23 protein-coding genes, 2 tRNA genes and 1 pseudogene (1 of these 26 running past the window's edge) are annotated in these 16,212 nt (G+C 45.1%); 24 read left to right on the top strand and 2 right to left on the bottom strand.

Features of this window, described 5'->3' with window-relative positions; translation table 11 throughout:
- The first annotated feature begins 26 nt into the window (after window positions 1-26).
- On the top strand, window positions 27-1,862 hold the full coding sequence (locus COU90_00980; protein ID PJE64821.1) for a hypothetical protein: 1,836 nt from the start codon (window positions 27-29) through the stop codon (window positions 1,860-1,862).
- Window positions 1,863-2,616: 754 nt separating this feature from the next.
- Here the strand turns inward: COU90_00980 and COU90_00975 are convergent.
- Window positions 2,617-2,689 (bottom strand) — tRNA-Lys (locus tag COU90_00975).
- Between the two features lie 226 nt (window positions 2,690-2,915).
- Between COU90_00975 and COU90_00970 the strand changes: the two genes are divergently transcribed.
- The 3 genes from COU90_00970 (at window position 2,916) to COU90_00960 (ending at window position 3,881) form a co-directional block, all read left to right on the top strand.
- Window positions 2,916-2,990, top strand: a tRNA-Arg gene (locus tag COU90_00970).
- Between the two features lie 157 nt (window positions 2,991-3,147).
- Window positions 3,148-3,405 carry a hypothetical protein gene (locus COU90_00965; GenBank protein ID PJE64820.1) on the top strand — a complete coding sequence of 86 codons (258 nt, stop codon included), beginning with the start codon at window positions 3,148-3,150 and terminating at the stop codon, window positions 3,403-3,405.
- 14 nt (window positions 3,406-3,419) lie between these two features.
- On the top strand, window positions 3,420-3,881 hold the full coding sequence (locus COU90_00960) for a hypothetical protein (protein PJE64819.1): 462 nt from the start codon (window positions 3,420-3,422) through the stop codon (window positions 3,879-3,881).
- Window positions 3,882-3,947: 66 nt separating this feature from the next.
- Here the strand turns inward: COU90_00960 and COU90_00955 are convergent, their stop codons facing one another.
- Window positions 3,948-4,145: a 50S ribosomal protein L28 gene (locus COU90_00955; protein ID PJE64818.1), complete on the bottom strand. Its 198-nt coding sequence runs from the start codon at window positions 4,143-4,145 to the stop codon at window positions 3,948-3,950.
- Window positions 4,146-4,201: 56 nt separating this feature from the next.
- Between COU90_00955 and COU90_00950 the strand changes: the two genes are divergently transcribed.
- From COU90_00950 to rplE, 20 genes and pseudogenes are all read left to right on the top strand, one after another.
- Window positions 4,202-4,831 carry a site-2 protease family protein gene (locus COU90_00950; protein ID PJE64817.1) on the top strand — a complete coding sequence of 210 codons (630 nt, stop codon included), beginning with the start codon at window positions 4,202-4,204 and terminating at the stop codon, window positions 4,829-4,831.
- A gap of 103 nt (window positions 4,832-4,934) precedes the next feature.
- Window positions 4,935-5,348, top strand: a complete 414-nt coding sequence (locus COU90_00945; protein PJE64816.1) for a 30S ribosomal protein S12 — start codon at window positions 4,935-4,937, stop codon at window positions 5,346-5,348.
- Window positions 5,349-5,350: 2 nt separating this feature from the next.
- Window positions 5,351-5,821, top strand: a complete 471-nt coding sequence (locus COU90_00940) for a 30S ribosomal protein S7 (protein ID PJE64815.1) — start codon at window positions 5,351-5,353, stop codon at window positions 5,819-5,821.
- Window positions 5,822-5,990: 169 nt separating this feature from the next.
- Window positions 5,991-8,087, top strand: coding sequence for an elongation factor G (fusA, locus tag COU90_00935; GenBank protein PJE64814.1), 2,097 nt, complete (start codon window positions 5,991-5,993; stop codon window positions 8,085-8,087).
- 99 nt (window positions 8,088-8,186) lie between these two features.
- On the top strand, window positions 8,187-8,561 hold the full coding sequence (locus COU90_00930) for a hypothetical protein (protein ID PJE64813.1): 375 nt from the start codon (window positions 8,187-8,189) through the stop codon (window positions 8,559-8,561).
- A gap of 82 nt (window positions 8,562-8,643) precedes the next feature.
- Window positions 8,644-9,840, top strand: a complete 1,197-nt coding sequence (gene tuf / locus COU90_00925) for an elongation factor Tu (protein PJE64812.1) — start codon at window positions 8,644-8,646, stop codon at window positions 9,838-9,840.
- 9 nt (window positions 9,841-9,849) lie between these two features.
- Window positions 9,850-10,179, top strand: a complete 330-nt coding sequence (locus COU90_00920) for a 30S ribosomal protein S10 (GenBank protein PJE64811.1) — start codon at window positions 9,850-9,852, stop codon at window positions 10,177-10,179.
- 141 nt (window positions 10,180-10,320) lie between these two features.
- Entirely contained in the window at window positions 10,321-10,884 is a 564-nt protein-coding gene (gene rplC / locus COU90_00915) for a 50S ribosomal protein L3 (protein ID PJE64879.1), read from the top strand.
- Window positions 10,884-11,576, top strand: coding sequence for a 50S ribosomal protein L4 (locus COU90_00910; protein PJE64810.1), 693 nt, complete (start codon window positions 10,884-10,886; stop codon window positions 11,574-11,576). Before rplC ends, COU90_00910 begins: the two co-directional genes overlap by 1 nt.
- Before the next feature lie 59 nt (window positions 11,577-11,635).
- Window positions 11,636-12,037: a 50S ribosomal protein L23 gene (locus tag COU90_00905; protein PJE64809.1), complete on the top strand. Its 402-nt coding sequence runs from the start codon at window positions 11,636-11,638 to the stop codon at window positions 12,035-12,037.
- Entirely contained in the window at window positions 12,037-12,861 is an 825-nt protein-coding gene (locus tag COU90_00900; protein ID PJE64808.1) for a 50S ribosomal protein L2, read from the top strand. Before COU90_00905 ends, COU90_00900 begins: the two co-directional genes overlap by 1 nt.
- 85 nt (window positions 12,862-12,946) lie before the next feature.
- On the top strand, window positions 12,947-13,243 hold the full coding sequence (locus COU90_00895; GenBank protein ID PJE64807.1) for a 30S ribosomal protein S19: 297 nt from the start codon (window positions 12,947-12,949) through the stop codon (window positions 13,241-13,243).
- Window positions 13,244-13,246: 3 nt separating this feature from the next.
- Complete coding sequence (locus COU90_00890; GenBank protein ID PJE64806.1) at window positions 13,247-13,582, top strand: 50S ribosomal protein L22; 336 nt, start codon at window positions 13,247-13,249, stop codon at window positions 13,580-13,582.
- 4 nt (window positions 13,583-13,586) lie between these two features.
- Entirely contained in the window at window positions 13,587-14,306 is a 720-nt protein-coding gene (rpsC, locus tag COU90_00885; protein ID PJE64805.1) for a 30S ribosomal protein S3, read from the top strand.
- Window positions 14,306-14,710 (top strand): 50S ribosomal protein L16, encoded by a 405-nt coding sequence (locus COU90_00880; GenBank protein PJE64804.1) that lies wholly within the window; start codon window positions 14,306-14,308, stop codon window positions 14,708-14,710. Before rpsC ends, COU90_00880 begins: the two co-directional genes overlap by 1 nt.
- A 76-nt stretch (window positions 14,711-14,786) precedes the next feature.
- Window positions 14,787-14,972: a 50S ribosomal protein L29 gene (rpmC, locus tag COU90_00875; protein ID PJE64803.1), complete on the top strand. Its 186-nt coding sequence runs from the start codon at window positions 14,787-14,789 to the stop codon at window positions 14,970-14,972.
- A gap of 6 nt (window positions 14,973-14,978) precedes the next feature.
- Window positions 14,979-15,227 (top strand): 30S ribosomal protein S17, encoded by a 249-nt coding sequence (gene rpsQ, locus COU90_00870; protein PJE64802.1) that lies wholly within the window; start codon window positions 14,979-14,981, stop codon window positions 15,225-15,227.
- A 17-nt stretch (window positions 15,228-15,244) separates the two neighbouring features.
- Window positions 15,245-15,610, top strand: coding sequence for a 50S ribosomal protein L14 (locus COU90_00865; protein PJE64801.1), 366 nt, complete (start codon window positions 15,245-15,247; stop codon window positions 15,608-15,610).
- Between the two features lie 27 nt (window positions 15,611-15,637).
- Window positions 15,638-15,937 (top strand): 50S ribosomal protein L24, encoded by a 300-nt coding sequence (locus COU90_00860; protein PJE64878.1) that lies wholly within the window; start codon window positions 15,638-15,640, stop codon window positions 15,935-15,937.
- Between the two features lie 14 nt (window positions 15,938-15,951).
- Window positions 15,952-16,212 (top strand): annotated as a pseudogene (rplE, locus tag COU90_00855) (50S ribosomal protein L5) (it continues 272 nt past the right edge of the window).

Below are 16,212 nucleotides of genomic sequence, written 5' to 3'. Positions count from 1 at the left end.
AAAATCTTATATCATAAATTATTACCATGCTTTGGTTCTTCGTCGCTTTTGTTGCTCAAGCCATATTGGGAACATCTGCGGTGTTTGATAAACTGCTTCTCAAAAAATCATACCCGAATCCGCTCGGATACGCTTTTTGGCTTGGCGTTCTGGGTCTCGTTTCTCTTGTGCTTGTTCCATTCGGGTTTGAGTGGGCGTTGTCCGGCGCTATATTCACGGCTCTTTCGGCAGGAGCAGTATTTATGCTTGCCATGATGGCGTATTTTCGGGCGCTTTGCATGGGGGAAGCGTCGGGTGCCGTGGTGGCATTTGTGGGGTTTTCCCCTATAGCAACGCTCGTATTTTCCCGATGGCTTCTCGGGACGGATTTAACGGCGTATCAGATTGTCAGTTTTGTATTACTTATCGCGGGGGGATTCGTCCTCGCGTTAGTGGTAAAGGAGCGGACGCGCGTAAAAGTTCTCTGGGCTGTTTTATTGGCCGCTTCATTTTTAGGGCTCTCGAATGTTCTCTCCAAGCTTGCGTTTGGAGAGCTTAATTTTGTCACCGGATTTGTATGGATAAAAATAGGAGGAGCTCTCTTCGCGTTTTCGCTTCTTTTGTTACCGCGCTGGAAGAAGATTATTTTAAATCCGAATACAAAAAATGAATTTCATAATAAATGGGGATACTTTGCAAACAGAGGATATGCCGGAGTGGGCTCATTATTAGTGGTGTACGCTATTTCTTTAGGTGTGCCGCCTTTAGTGGACGCCTTGCAGGGCATTAAGATTGTTTTTATTTTACTGGGCGGGTGGCTCTTATTGCATGAGCGGTTTACCGGACGCGTTCTTGTAGGAAAAATCACGGCCGTTGTTCTTATTCTCCTAGGTGCGTTTGTGCTTGGGGTGGGAGATTATATTCGAAGTACGGCACCGGTAAACGAAGCGCGACCCATTACTTGGGGGATTACCTATTCTGAAAAGTTTTCGCGCCTGTTTGATTTCGGATCCGGCGGAGATTGGAAGGATAACTACAATGCCATAATGTACGATCTTGGTGTGCGGGATATTCGCCTTATTGCGTACTGGGATTTAATAGAATCGGAGGAAGGGGTATATGATTTTTCCGGGCTTGATTATCAAATGCGCGTAGCGGAAGAAGTCGGTGCGAAAGTGGTGCTTGCGGTAGGAAAAAAAGTGCCGCGGTGGCCGGAGTGTCATACGCCGCCGTGGGCGGAACATGTCTCACATGAGGATCGCAACGAACATGTCGTGCGTTTTGTGGAGGCGACAGTGGAGCGGTATAAAAATTCGCCGGCACTTTTATATTGGCAGGTAGAAAACGAGCCGTTTCTCGCTTTCGGGGAAGGAGAGTGTGCTCTCTCCGGGAAAGAACTTTTGGATACGGAGATGGGCATTGTGCGGCGCATCGATCCACTGCATCCCATTTTGGTAACCGATTCGGGAGAAATTGGCCCGTGGGTGCGCGCGGCAAAACGAGGAGATGTATTTGGTACTACTATGTACCGTCGGGTACATAACGATAGATTTGGCAATTTTGAATATCCTCTGCCTCCGGCCTTTTTTCGCTTAAAAGAACGTCTTGTGCGCTTCATTATCCGGGATTATGAAAAGGAATTTATTGTTATTGAGCTTGGCATGGAGCCATGGCTTAAACGTCAGCCGTATGAAACTACCCCCGAAGAACAGTTTCGGGTAATGGACTTTGCTTTTTTTCAGGATTCCATTCGGTACGCTAAGGAAGCTGATTTTGAAACGTACTATCTCTGGGGCGGAGAGTGGTGGTACTGGCTTCGCGAACAACATAACGATGATCGGTTTTGGGAAGAGGCAAAATTATTGTTTGAAGAAAGCGCATAATAAAAATCCGCGATTGTATTAATCGCGGTTTTTCTTCAGGAGGGGTTAATATATTTTTTTCGGATCGAAGTCACAATTCCACGCTCCGATAGGCACGTTTTCCACAAAAGCAATGGGATCTACTCCTATCCATGAAATATGTCCCTTAAGGTTATAATGCTTTGCGTGTGTTAGCTTAACGCGAATGTCGCCGGCATATAGTCTCCCCAATTTTCAAAAAGAGGGAGAATGGCGGGTACAAGGAAGTAGTCCCTGTACCCGGGCAACTAATCATCACTTAGTTCGCCTGCGGTGGACACAACAAGGAGACTGTTATGTCGAACGCACCGGAAGCAAACCAATGTGCGAATTGTGAAGGACATATAACTGAAACTCACTGCACATAGGAGGGCGCAATACCAGTGCAAGGGTTCAAGGTTTACGGATGGAAGAGCAATGAGGCCTAGCAACGAAAAGAAGAAGACCATTAAACTTAAAACAAGTATGCCGCAAACATTCTGGCAGAATGAGGTGCGCACGCCCCACTTTTTACTTATCCTCTCGCGTTCTTCTTGAGCGGTGTATACCATAAATCGCTCCATATTTTCTTTCGTAGTGAGGGGGTTAATTCCTATTCTCTGCAACATATCCTCCGAAGAGATGTTTTCAGGGATAAGTACGGCACTATCATTCACGAAGCATGCGGATGATGTAGTCATAACAAACCTCCTATAGTTTTTCTACATGGTATATGAGAGAGAATAGTTTGTCAATGTGCCCCCGGTAGGGTTCGAACCTACGACCGTCGGCTTAAGAGGCCGCTGCTCTACCAACTGAGCTACAAGGGCGTGTAATAGGGTATCGTTCCGTTCAACTCTTAAAATTTAACGCCTCAAACGCTTCGCGAGACGAGGCCTTGAAGAAGGATCTTCTTCAATCTACCAACTGAGCTACAAGGGCGTGTAATAGGGTGTCGTCTTATATTATATACCATGTTATTGCCCTGTGATACAATGATTCAACTTATTTTTGTTTATATACGACAATAAATACCGTATACTACAGCCTATAAAAGCCCTTGTAGTTCAATGGATAGAACAAATCCGTCCTAAGGATAAAATGTAGGTTCGATTCCTGCCGAGGGCACCACGTTGGAAAAGTTAATATTTCGTCCCATCTTCGGCGGCGAAAGCAGTTCGGACTAATTCAAGTATTCTGCGCTGTATAATTAAGACATTGGAAAAGAAAGACATTGTTTACGCACAGGATTGTTTTGTAAGGAATAACTTTGTAGTACAATGAAGAAATGGAAGAACGTGATGGACAAGTTGATTTTGGCGAAGAGCGATTAGTGTACGAAAGATCCCAATCAGGGGGGAGTATCGCACGTTTTATTGTTAATATATCCCGCGGATATATTAAGGATGAATCACAGGCTTATATAATAATGATCGTTATTATTGTTACGGCGATTATTATTTCTGCTCTTTTACTGCTTACACTACGAACACCCGCGCCCAGTGTCATACCCGGTACTTCTGATCTTCCTTTTGGCGGTTTTTAATAACTACTTATTTTATGAATAAAACACAAAAGGGGTTTACGTTAATCGAGCTTCTTGTAGTTATTGCCATCATAGGGCTTCTCGCAAGTGTTGTACTTGCAAGTCTAAATACGGCACGTATGCGTTCGCGGGATGCAAGGCGCCTTGCGGATTTGCGCCAATTGCAAACGGCTTTGGAATTATATTTTGATAGTAATAATGGGTATCCAAATGATTCCTGCAATGGATGGGATATTGTTTGCTCTCCGACGTCGTGTACGGGTGTCGGCACGTCAAATTTAGGTGAACTCGTTACGGACGGATATATGAGTTCACTACCGTGTGATCCTGTTAATAGCGGCGCGTATCAAATTACATTCGATCCGAACTTATGTGCGGGAGGCGTGTGCCAGAGTTATTGTATTAGGGCGGTACTTGAAGAAACCGGTGCGCTGGTTGGTGTTTCTGAAGACTACCCAACGTGTCCGACGTTGTAATGTTTCTATGGAATTACGCATAAAAACCCCCTCCAATTTTGGAAGGGATTTTTATCTAGCGAGTGCTTACTGCACGTGTTCCAGATGTTTTCCGCGCTTAATACAGCGTGTACAGAGTTTTACACGTTCGCCGGACGGCAACGTTGCCCACTGGAGATTGGGATATTTTCGCTCCCATTTAGTGGGATTATAGTGTCCGCGGAGCAGTTTGCGTTTTCCGCCCATAACGGACGATTTTTCACATATAAGGCAAGACTTTGTCATACACGTTTTTATACCAGAATATTTATCTTGAATCAAGTTTATGGTAGAAAGAGGGAATGGACGATTCTGTGATAGGTTTTATATTTCAAATTGCCATATTGATTATGTCCGTGGTGGTGCATGAAGTATCTCATGGGTTTGTGGCGTACATATTAGGAGATCAGACGGCAAAATATGCCGGTCGTCTTACGTTAAATCCGCTTAATCATCTTGATCCAGTGGGTTCTTTGTTGGTTCCGGCCGCTACCATTTTATTCGGCGGATTCATGTTTGGTTGGGCAAAGCCGGTACCGTATAATCCGTACAATCTGCGTGATCAGAAGTGGGGTCCCGGACTGGTTGCGGCGGCAGGACCGCTTTCCAATATTTTTATCGCATTCATATTCGGTTCAGTTATTCGCCTGAGTGGTTTTTTCCCGGCGGAAATAAGTATTGCTCTTACCGAAGTTGCTGTTTTGGTTGTTCTTATTAATATTATTCTTGCCGTATTTAATTTGGTGCCAATTCCGCCGTTGGACGGCTCGAAAGTTCTCTTTTCTTTACTTCCATATCATCTGCGCTACATAGAGGAATTTCTTGAGAGATACGGCCTTTTTCTCCTTCTTATCTTTATCTTTTTCTTCTTCAATCTTCTCCTACCCATAATAGGCATATTGTTTCGATTGTTCACCGGAACAAGCTTTTAGGGTATATCCCCGGATCGGCAAATACGTAATGCCGAATGCTTTTTATTGACACGCCTTTCATTATCTGCTAATTTTGGTTGTATCGCTTGAATTATAGAGTATTATGCCTACGATTAATCAGCTGGTTCGCAAGGGCCGAAAAAAAGTGGAAGCAAAAGCAAAAACGCCGGCATTGCGCCGCGGTTTTAATACGCTTAAGAGCAGGCCGGTTGATTATGCTTCTCCGTTTAAACGGGGAGTGTGCGTTGCGGTTCGTACCATGACACCTAAAAAGCCAAACTCGGCGCTTCGTAAAATTGCGCGCGTGCGTCTTACGAACGGCATGGAGGTAACAGCGTATATTCCCGGTATCGGACATAATCTGCAAGAGCACTCCGTTGTATTGCTTCGCGGTGGGCGGGTAAAAGATCTTCCCGGCGTACGTTATCATGTGGTGCGCGGAGTTTTGGATACGTCAGGTGTGGAAGGGCGTAAGACCGGACGCAGTAAATATGGAGCTAAAAAACCTAAGGAATAGCCATGAGACGAAAACGAAATTACGCACGAAATATTGCGCCGGACACAAAATGGGAATCCAAGCGGCTTGCCCGATTCATTAACGTGATTATGTGGGATGGGAAAAAGACAGTGGCTGAAAAGGTAGTGTATGATGCTCTTGATATTGTTGGGAAAAAGGCATCGGTAGAAAATCCTATAACTGTTTTTGACCTGGCTCTTGATAATGTGGCACCGAACGTGGAAGTGCGTTCCCGTCGTGTGGGAGGTGCTAATTACCAGGTTCCTGTGGAGGTGCGGGGTACGCGTCGTATGGCACTTGCTATGCGGTGGGTAATTTCGGCGGCACGTGCACGAAAAGGTATGCCGATGGCACAGCGGTTATCGGAAGAAATTATAGCGGCATCGAATAATGAGGGAACCGCCATTAAAAAGAAACAGGATACTCATCGTATGGCGGATGCGAACAAGGCCTTTGCTCACTTCAAGTTTTAGGGCGGCTTCCTTGTTTGGCGCCCTGCTTTGTTGCTTCGCTTCGTGTCTTACTCACCGTATTCACGATACGGCTCGTTTCGCCCCTTGCTCGCGCCGCGCATTGCATCCAAACAAGAAACCCTTGAGACTTACCATTATTTTAAGATTAGAAAATTCATAGATTTAGACTATGGCACGACAATACCCATTGGAAAAAGTGCGAGATTTTGGAATCATCGCTCATATCGACGCCGGAAAAACAACCGTAACCGAACGGGTTTTGTTTTACACGGGCGTTTCTCATAAAATAGGTGAAGTTCATGAAGGAGCGGCGATTATGGACTGGATGGAACAGGAGCAGGAGCGTGGTATTACTATTACATCCGCGGCAACAACATGTTTTTGGAAACGTACCTATGCGCCGGATGGTGGCGAGTATCGTTTTAATATTATCGACACTCCCGGACACGTGGACTTTACCGCCGAGGTGGAACGCTCTCTTCGCGTTTTGGATGGCGGTGTTGTTGTTTTCGACGGAGTAGCCGGTGTCGAGCCGCAGTCGGAGACCGTGTGGCGGCAGGCGGATAAATATCATGTGCCTCGTATTTGTTTTATTAACAAGCTTGATCGTATGGGGGCGAATTTTGTACAGAGCTATCAGTCTATTCTGGAACGTCTTACGCCAAACGCTATTCCCGCCATGCTTCCTATGGGGCTTGAGGCAGATTTTGAGGGAGTTATCGATCTTGTACGTATGAAGGCGGTACGCTTTTCGGGTGGTCACGGAGAAAAAATTGAGGTAAGCGATATCCCTGATAATATGAAGGCGGAAGCGGAAGAAGCGCGCGCGAATCTCCTTGAAAAGGTTGCCGAAGTGGATGACGATCTTACGGAAAAATATCTTGAGGGAGGTGAAATTACCGAAGAAGAATTACGCGCTGGTATCAGAAAGGGAACGCTTGCCTATACGTTGGTGCCTGTTTTTTGTGGCACCGCTCTTAAAAATAAAGGCGTTCAGATGTTGTTGGACGCGGTGGTGGATTATTTACCAAGTCCGCTCGATGTGCCTCCTGTTGTTGGGATTGATCCAAAAACGGAAGAGGAGATAACACGTAAAGCGGATGATGAAGAATCGTTTTCAGCGCTCGCTTTTAAATTACAAACTGATCCGTATGTAGGACAGCTTACTTATTTCCGAGTATATTCCGGAGTTCTTCAGGCGGGGTCATATGTCTATAATGCGACAAAAGGAGAGAAAGAGCGTGTAGGGCGTATTCTTCGTATGCATGCCAATGACCGTGAGGAAGTGAAGGAGATTTATGCCGGAGAAATTGGCGCTATGGTAGGACTTAAAAATACAACCACGGGAGACACGCTTTCGGATCCGGACCACCCCATTATTTTAGAAAAAATTAATTTTTCAGCACCTGTTATTTCGCTTCGCGTGGAGCCGAAAACAAAAGCTGATCAGGAAAAAATGGGTATTGCTCTTAAGCGTCTTTCCGAGGAAGATCCAACATTTCAGGTACATACCGATACCGAAACAATGGAAACTATTATTTCCGGTATGGGTGAGTTGCATCTTGAGATTTTAGTGGATCGCATGAAGCGGGAATTTAATGTAGCCACCAATGTAGGACAGCCACGAGTTGCATACAAAGAAACTGTTAAAAAGGGAGCCGAAGCGGAAGGGAAGTACATTCGTCAGTCGGGTGGTCGTGGACAATACGGACACGTTAAGCTTCGCATTGAACCTTTAGAGCGGGGAGCGGGAGTCGTATTTGAAAACAGTATCAAGGGAGGATCCATACCGCGTGAGTACATCCCGGCGGTGGAAAAAGGAATCAGGGAGGCGGCGGATAAAGGTGTAATTGCGGGATATCCGTTAATTGATGTAAAAGTTATTCTTTATGACGGTTCGTTCCATGAAGTGGACTCTTCGGAAGGAGCATTTAAAATAGCGGGATCCATGGCATTTCAGGAAGTGGTAAAACAGGCAAATCCTGTATTATTAGAGCCGATTATGAAGGTGGAGGTAACAACACCGGATAAATTCATGGGGGACGTTACGGGAGATCTGAATGCAAAGCGTGGACGTATTGATGAAATGGCGGATCGTCCGAATGTGAAAGTAATAACGGCAAATGTGCCGCTCTCCGAAATGTTCGGTTATACAACGAATCTTCGTTCCATGACGGAAGGACGTGCGAGTTCTTCCATGGAATTTTCCCATTTTGAGGAAGTGCCTACGCATATTGCCGAACAGATCCGCGAAGGTAAAAAGTAAGAAGGAATGCATATGTAAAAAATCCTCACGTTTAAGTGAGGATTTTTTACTACATAAAACAGTATTGTCAAATCTTTTTGTTTGATGTACATTATAGAAATGTTTACGAAGCTCGGGCAATTTTTAGATAAAACAGACGATACCTGGCACGTGAAGCGGCCACCCATGCGCTATACAAACGAGCGCGGGGAGGACTTTGTGATTATGGCGGCACGTCATTATGAGGAGCTTACGGGGGAAGACTCTAACCGCTTGCAAGCATACGAAGTGTTTGATAGTATGAATCTTACTGATGCTGATGATTCTACGGAGAATTTCAAGGCGGAAATGCATCAGATATCCAAAGAGGGGGAAAGCGAGCCGGTACAGAAAGCCGACGATGTTTTTTCTGTAGTCTCTCCAGGTATATTGGGGGCGGGTCTCGCATCCATCCCTCTGGAGGACGAGATTCATCTCGAGGATCTGCCATTATAACATTTGACTTTATACGCCACGGTATGATACGGTACCTACGCGTGAAAATATAAATTTATTATAAATACTAGATTTTAGCTATATGGCAGCAGAAAAATTTGAGAGGTCAAAACCTCACGTTAATGTAGGTACCATTGGTCACGTGGATCATGGAAAAACAACGCTAACCGCGGCAATTTTGCATTCTCTTAATCTTGACGGACAGAAGGTTAAGCTTGAGAAAATTGATGAGATTGACAAGGCGCCGGAGGAAAAAAAGCGCGGTATTACCATTGCGCTCCATCACTCCGAATATGAATCGGCAACACGTCACTATGCGCATATTGATGCACCGGGACACGCTGATTATATTAAGAACATGATTACCGGAGCGGCCCAAATGGACGGAGCTGTCTTAGTGGTATCTGCTGTGGATGGTCCTATGCCGCAAACTCGTGAGCATATTCTTTTAGCGCGTCAGGTTGGTGTGCCGTCCATTGTGGTGTTTATTAATAAGGTGGATATGGTTTCCGATCCGGAATTAATAGATCTCGTAGAAGAGGAAATACGGGAATTGCTCACAAAATATGAATTTCCTGGAGACACAACGCCGGTTATTCGCGGATCTGGTCTGAAGGCACTTGAAGCAACTTCTGTGGATGATGAATATGTACAGAAGGTACTTGAGCTTATCAAAACGCTTGATGAATATATTCCGGAACCGGTACGCGAAACGGAAAAGCCGTTTCTTATGCCGGTGGAGGATGTATTCTCCATTGAAGGACGCGGTACGGTATGTACGGGTCGTGTTGAGCGTGGGAAAGTAAAGGTAAACGAAGAAATCGAAATTGTTGGTATTCGTCCGACACAAAAGACGGTTGTTACCGGTATTGAGATGTTTAACAAATCTCTTGATGAGGGTATTGCGGGAGATAACACGGGTCTTCTTTTGCGCGGTCTTAAAAAGGAAGATGTAGAGCGCGGACAAGTACTTGCAAAGCCGGGTAGTATTACGCCACACACTGAATTTGATGCGGAGGTATATATTCTTACCAAAGAAGAAGGAGGTCGTCATACACCGTTCTTCAACGGATACAAGCCACAGTTTTACATTCGTACCACAGACGTAACGGGAGACGTAACTTTGCCGGAAGGCACGGAAATGGTTATGCCCGGAGATACGATAACATTTAAGGTAAAACTTATTTCCCCGATTGCTCTTGAAGAAAAACAGCGATTCGCAATTCGAGAGGGAGGACATACAGTGGGTGCCGGTGTAGTAACAAAAATAGATAAATAGATTATATTTATGGCAGTAAAGCGCGAAGATGACAAACAGCGGCTCCGTATTCGTATTAGAGGATATGATCATAAGATTATTGACTCGAGCTTACGGCAGATCGTAGATACCGCAACGCGATATGGAGCAGAAGTGGCAGGTCCTCTTCCTCTTCCTACCGAGGTGCGCAAATATACGGTTAATCGTTCGACGTTTGTTCACAAAAATGCACGGGAACAGTTCGAAATGCGCGTGCATAAGCGTCTTATCGATATATTGAATCCCGTACCGAAGATTATCGACGCGCTTACGAATTTAAACTTACCCGCAGGAGTTGATATTGAAATAAAGATGGGATAAGTGCCGCATTGCGGCATACTGTCCCGTCCCACTAGACTAAAGGAAAGTGGATTGTCCCGAACGACCGGACATCTCCGGTCGTTTTGTTACAAACATACGCATGTAAGCGAAAGTGATTACGGCATTCGTTTTACCTCTACTATTATGAAAATACTTTTGGGTACAAAATGGGAAATGACACAAGTATTTACCGACGATGGTCGGGCGCATTCCGCTACGCTTGTTCGCGTTGTACCAAATGAGGTTACTGCCCTACGCACAAAAGAAAAAGATGGGTATGAGGCTGTGCAGGTTCGTGCCGGAAAAGCTACGCGTGAGTTTCGTGCTGATAAGCCGGGACGCAAACGGGAAATTACGTTTGCCGTAGGGGATATGATAGATGTTTCTTCTTTCGAGGAGGGAGAAAAGATAACCATTAGTGCCATATCAAAAGGAAAAGGATTTCAGGGAGGCGTAAAGCGTCATGGATTTCATGGAGCTTCAAAAACTCACGGAACGAAACATGCTCACAGACAACCGGGATCGATTGGCGCAGGAGGTGTACAAAAAGTTCTGAAAGGTCAGAAAATGGCAGGACGTATGGGATCGGACCGCGTCACTATAGGTGGTACGAGGGTAGTGAAGATATTCCCTGAGGAGCATATGATTGCTATAAAAGGAGGTATTCCCGGAAATCGGGGGAGTGTTGTGGAAATTCGCACATAATGACATATATGGAAACCAACGTATACAACATGGAAGGCAAAAATATCGGCACGGTGGCGTTACCGGAGGCGGTATTTGGTGTTGCATGGAATGCGGATTTAGTACATCAGGCTGTTGTGGTACAGCGATCTCGCGCAAGGCAGAATTTGGCGCACACGAAGGGGCGCGGAGAGGTTTCCGGTGGCGGAAAAAAGCCGTGGCGCCAGAAGGGAACGGGGCGTGCGCGTCATGGGTCAAGCAGATCTCCTATTTGGTCTGGCGGAGGTGTTACGCATGGACCTACTAAAGACACGGTTTATGCCAAGGATATCACAAAAACAATGCGCAAGAAGGCTTTGCTTATGTCTCTTTCTGCAAAGGCTCGTGATGGAGAGATTATTGTAATGGACACATTAACATTTCCGGAGGGACGCACGAAACACGCCGCTCAAACGTTTACCGCGTTACGCGCAGAAAAGCACATGGCGCATATTGGAAAAAAGGGGGGCCGTGTTCTTTTGGCATTACCGACATACGATGCAGCGACTATTCGTTCAATGCGCAACATTCCTTTTGTGGGATCCGAAGAAGCACGCAATTTGCATGCGAAAGATATTTTGGCATGCAAATATGTGGTTCTTCCAAAAGAATCGCTTTCTGTGCTTACGGAATTAGCAACTAAGAAAAAAGAACGTTCGGAATCTAAGGAATAGGAGGAATTATCATAAAAAATAATTTTATACCTTTCACCTAGCGTTTTATATCTTACATTATGGCACTGTTTGGATCAAAAAAAGAGGAGCAAAGTACGGATTTGGGAAAAGAAAAAAAGCCCAAGAATAATTCTGGTGCAAAAAAATCCGTTACTAAAAAGGAGGTAAAGTATGCGGCACCCGCACGAAAAGACTTTACCGTTTTAAAATCTCCTCTTATCACCGAAAAGGCGGCACGTTTGGGAGAGCAGGGAACGTATACATTTAAAGTGGATACCGCCGCTAATAAAATAGAGATTCGTAGTGCGGTGGAAAAGATGTACAAAGTGGAAGTGGAAACCGTTCGCACGGTACGCGTTCCCGGACATACCATACGTCGCGGGCGTATAACCGGATGGCATCCCGGATATAAGAAAGCTATGGTTACCTTACAAGAAGGTCATAAGATTGAGATTGTATAATGAAAAAGTATAAACCAACATCACCGGGAAGGCGTGGTATGACGGTAATGGAGCGCACATTCCTTACAAAAAAAGATCCTGAAAAGAATCTTACGTTTGGTTTTCGGCGCGCAGTGGGAAGAAATAATGCCGGACGTATAACAACGCGTCATAAAGGAGGGGGTCATAAGCGATTATATCGACTGATTGACTTTTATCAGGATAAGTATGATATTCCGGCGCGGATTGTTTCGAATGAATATGATCCCAATCGTACGACCTTTATTGCGCTTGTGTGCTATGCCGATGGAGAAAAGCGCTATATTCTTCTTCCTCAACAAACGGAAGTTGGCGATCAGATTATAGCTTCCGAAACGGCAGAAATAAAACCGGGTAATCGTACTATGTTAAAAAGTGTTCCGGTGGGAACGTCAGTGTACAATATTGAAGTGAAACCGGGTACGGGCGGCAAGATGGTACGGGCGGCAGGTGTGGGAGCCGAGGTAATTGCTCAGGACGGGGGATATACATCCCTTAAAATGCCTTCCAAGGAAATACGAAAGGTTTTAAATACATGCTGGGCGTCCATCGGAAAGCTTTCGGGAGAAGAACATCGGTTTGTTACCCTCGGAAAGGCAGGACGTTCCCGATGGTTGGGTATTCGTCCTACTGTACGTGGATCTGCTATGAATCCGGTTGATCATCCGTTTGGAGGAGGAGAGGGTAAGACACAGCGCGGTATGAAGCGACCGAAGAATAAATGGGGTAAGGGCATTCGCGGTGTAAAAACGCGTAATAAAAAGAAATATTCAAACGCACTTATACTCCAGCGAAGAAAGAAATAATACCAAATTGCTTTACAAAGTTTCAGAAACAAGGTAAAAAGCTAACACTGCATACCGCAGTATAACAGAATTATAATATTCCCATATGTCACGAAGTATCAAAAAAGGTCCTTATATTGATGAGAAATTATTAAAGAAAATTTCTCATATAGCACCCGGCTCCAAGGCTGTTATTAAGACGTGGGCGCGGAACAGTACGATTAGCCCGGAAATGGTTGGCCATACGTTCGGGGTGCATAATGGAAAGGATCATATTGCGGTGCTTATTAGTGAAGAGATGGTGGGACATAGATTGGGAGAATTTAGTCCCACCCGCAAATTTGTGCGTCATGGCGGAAAAATACAAAAGGCGCAGGACGTAAGAGCTAAATCCGGTAAATAGATTATGAAAGAAGCAAAAGCACAACTAAAATATGCACGCATATCACCGCAAAAAATGCGGTTGGTGGTTGATGCCGTACGCGGATCTTCGCTCGCGGCGGCGCGTACCCAGCTTTTTCTTCTGCCTAAAAAGGGAGCGCCTATTCTTGCTAAGTTGCTTGATTCTGCGGTAAGTAATGCAAAGAATGCCGGTTTACAGGAAGCAGGGTTGTTTATAAAAACAATTTTCGTGGATCCCGGACCGATGTTCAAGCGATCCTTGCCGCGCGCGCATGGGCGCGCTACCGTTCTTCGTAAGCGTACAAGCCATATCCGACTTATATTGGGAGAAAAGGAATAATATTATGACACACGTTGCTCATCCATACGGACTCAGATTAGGTATTATAAATGATTGGCGATCACGCTGGTTTGACAAGCGCGCATATCGCCGGCATCTGAAAGTAGATACACTTCTTCGGGAGTTTTTATGGAAAGAGCTTAAGGGTATTTTGGTGGATTCCATCGATATCGAACGCTCTCCGCGTATTATCCATATTATTATAAGCACAAGCCAGCCGGGTATTCTTATTGGAAGAGGAGGAGAGGGAGCCGAAAAACTCAAAGAAAAAATACGCACATTTGTGGCAAGGGTTGAATTTCGTTCTGCTCTTGTGGAAAAACGTCGCGGACTTGATGCTATAGAAAAGAAAGAGAAGGGTAAATTAAATGTGAAATTAACAATTGAAGAAGTACGGTCGCCAGAATCACGTGCATCTATTGTGGCCCAAATGGTAGTTCAGGAGCTAGAGCGTCGTATGTCATTTCGCCGTGTTCTTAAAAACACCCTTGAAAAAGTTATGACCCAAAAAGATGTGGAGGGCGTGAAGGTATCGGTAAAGGGACGCCTCGACGGAGCTGAAATGGGTCGTCACGAATGGCTTAGAAAAGGGCGTATTCCGCTTCAGACATTGCGTGCCGATATCGATTACGCATCCCGCACGGCGCGATTACCCTACGGTGCTATCGGCGTTAAGGTGTGGATTTATCGAGGAGATATTTTTGATAAAGATAAGAAAGAATAATGTTAGTCCCCAAAAAAGTAAAACATAGAAAATGGCAAAGAGGCCGGTCACGCGGCGTGGAAACACGAGGCACCACTCTTGCGTTTGGATCTTTCGGGCTTAAAGCATTGGAGCCGCGGTGGATTAATTCGCGTCAGATTGAATCAGCCAGGCGCGCCATGACACGTCATATGCAACGGGGAGGTAAATTATGGATCCGTATATTTCCCGACAAGCCCATTACAAAGCGTCCTCCCGAAACGACGCTCGGAGGAGGAAAGGGTGCTCCTGATCACTATGTGTTTCCGGTTCGTCCGGGAAGAATACTATTTGAAATAGACGGTGTTTCCGAGGATATAGCGCGCGCGGCGTTTAATCGGGCGAATGCAAAGTTGCCGATTAAAACAAAAGTTATTATTAAATAAGGTCTTGGCCCCTCGAACGAGTTTCCAAACAAAGAGGGAAGTTCGTTCGAGGGTTGCCAAACTTTAATGTTATGGTATGAATGTAAAGGAGTTACGGGAAAAAAAATCCGCTGATCTTGTGAAACTTGCCAGGGAAAAGCAGGAAGAGCTTCAGAAACTGCGTTTTAGTATGGCGGGGGGAAAGGGAAAGAGCGGTGAAAATGTACGTTCTTTACGTCGTACTATCGCACGCATTCAGACCGTTATCAAAGAAGGAGTATAAACAAACATGGAACAAACAACGTATCCTAAAAAATTGAGAGGCGTGGTGGTATCGGATCGGATGGAAAAAACCGTAGTTGTTCGTGTTACCCGTTTGACGAAATATCCAAAGTACCGAAAGTACTACAAGGTAAGTAAGAAGTTTAAAGCACATGATGCCGAAAACCATTATAAGGTCGGAGATAAGGTGATTATTCAAGAAACACGCCCATTGTCGAAAGATAAATCATGGCGGGTAACCGAAAAGATTAATTAACACCTAATCCTTCTATTATGATTCAGCCAGAAACACGATTAAAAGTTGCTGATAACTCGGGTGCTCGTATCATCCAGGTGTTTAAGATATTGGGAGGTACACGTCGGCGCTATGCCCGCATTGGGGATGTTGTGGTGGCATCAGTAAAGATAGCGGAGCCACGCAAGGCGGTAAAGAAAAAAGATATTGTGCGTGCGGTGATTGTTCGTCAAGCGCAGGCGTTTCGTCGCGTGGATGGATCATATATTCGGTTTGATGATAATGCCGCCGTACTCGTGCAGGATAAAGAGCCGCGTGGAGGGCGTATTTTCGGACCGATACCGCGGGAATTAAGAGAACGCGGGTATATGAAAATTATTTCTTTGGCAGATGAAGTAGTGTAAAGATATTATCATTTCTTAATGCGTGATATGAGAATCAAGAAAGGAGACAATGTATTGGTGATAGCGGGAAAAGAGCGTGGTAAAACGGGGGTTGTTAGTCGTGCATTGCCTGATGATAATACCATTATCATTGAAGGGCTTAATACAAGAAAACGTCATGTAAAACCCCGCCGTGCCGGACAAAAAGGGGAAATTGCCGAATTTTCGGCTCCTATGCATGTCTCGAATATTCAGCTTATCTGTCATGTGTGCGGTAAAAAAACCCGTATCGGTTATGAGATAAAAGGAAGTGAAAAACGGCGTGTATGTAAAAAATGCGGCGCCTAACCATTGGACCTATTATGACTACATCCATAGAACAACGATATACCAAAGACGTTATACCTGCCATGCAGAAGGAATTTGGGTATGCTCATGTTTTGGCGGTGCCGCGCATTAAAAAGGTAGTGGTAAATATTGGTGTTGGTAAAAACGGAAAGGAAAAATGGTATCACGAGGAAGTCATAAAATACCTAACTCTTATTACCGGTCAAAAACCAAGTCCGCGTCCGGCGCGAAAATCCATCGCAATATTTAAATTACGTGAGGGACAGATTGTCGGA

The organism is Candidatus Ryanbacteria bacterium CG10_big_fil_rev_8_21_14_0_10_43_42, from assembly GCA_002793915.1.
Taxonomy (GTDB): domain Bacteria; phylum Patescibacteriota; class Minisyncoccia; order Ryanbacterales; family 2-02-FULL-48-12; genus 1-14-0-10-43-42.
The sequence above is the reverse complement of the archived record's forward strand: the minus strand, read 5'-3'. Positions and strand labels throughout refer to the sequence as shown.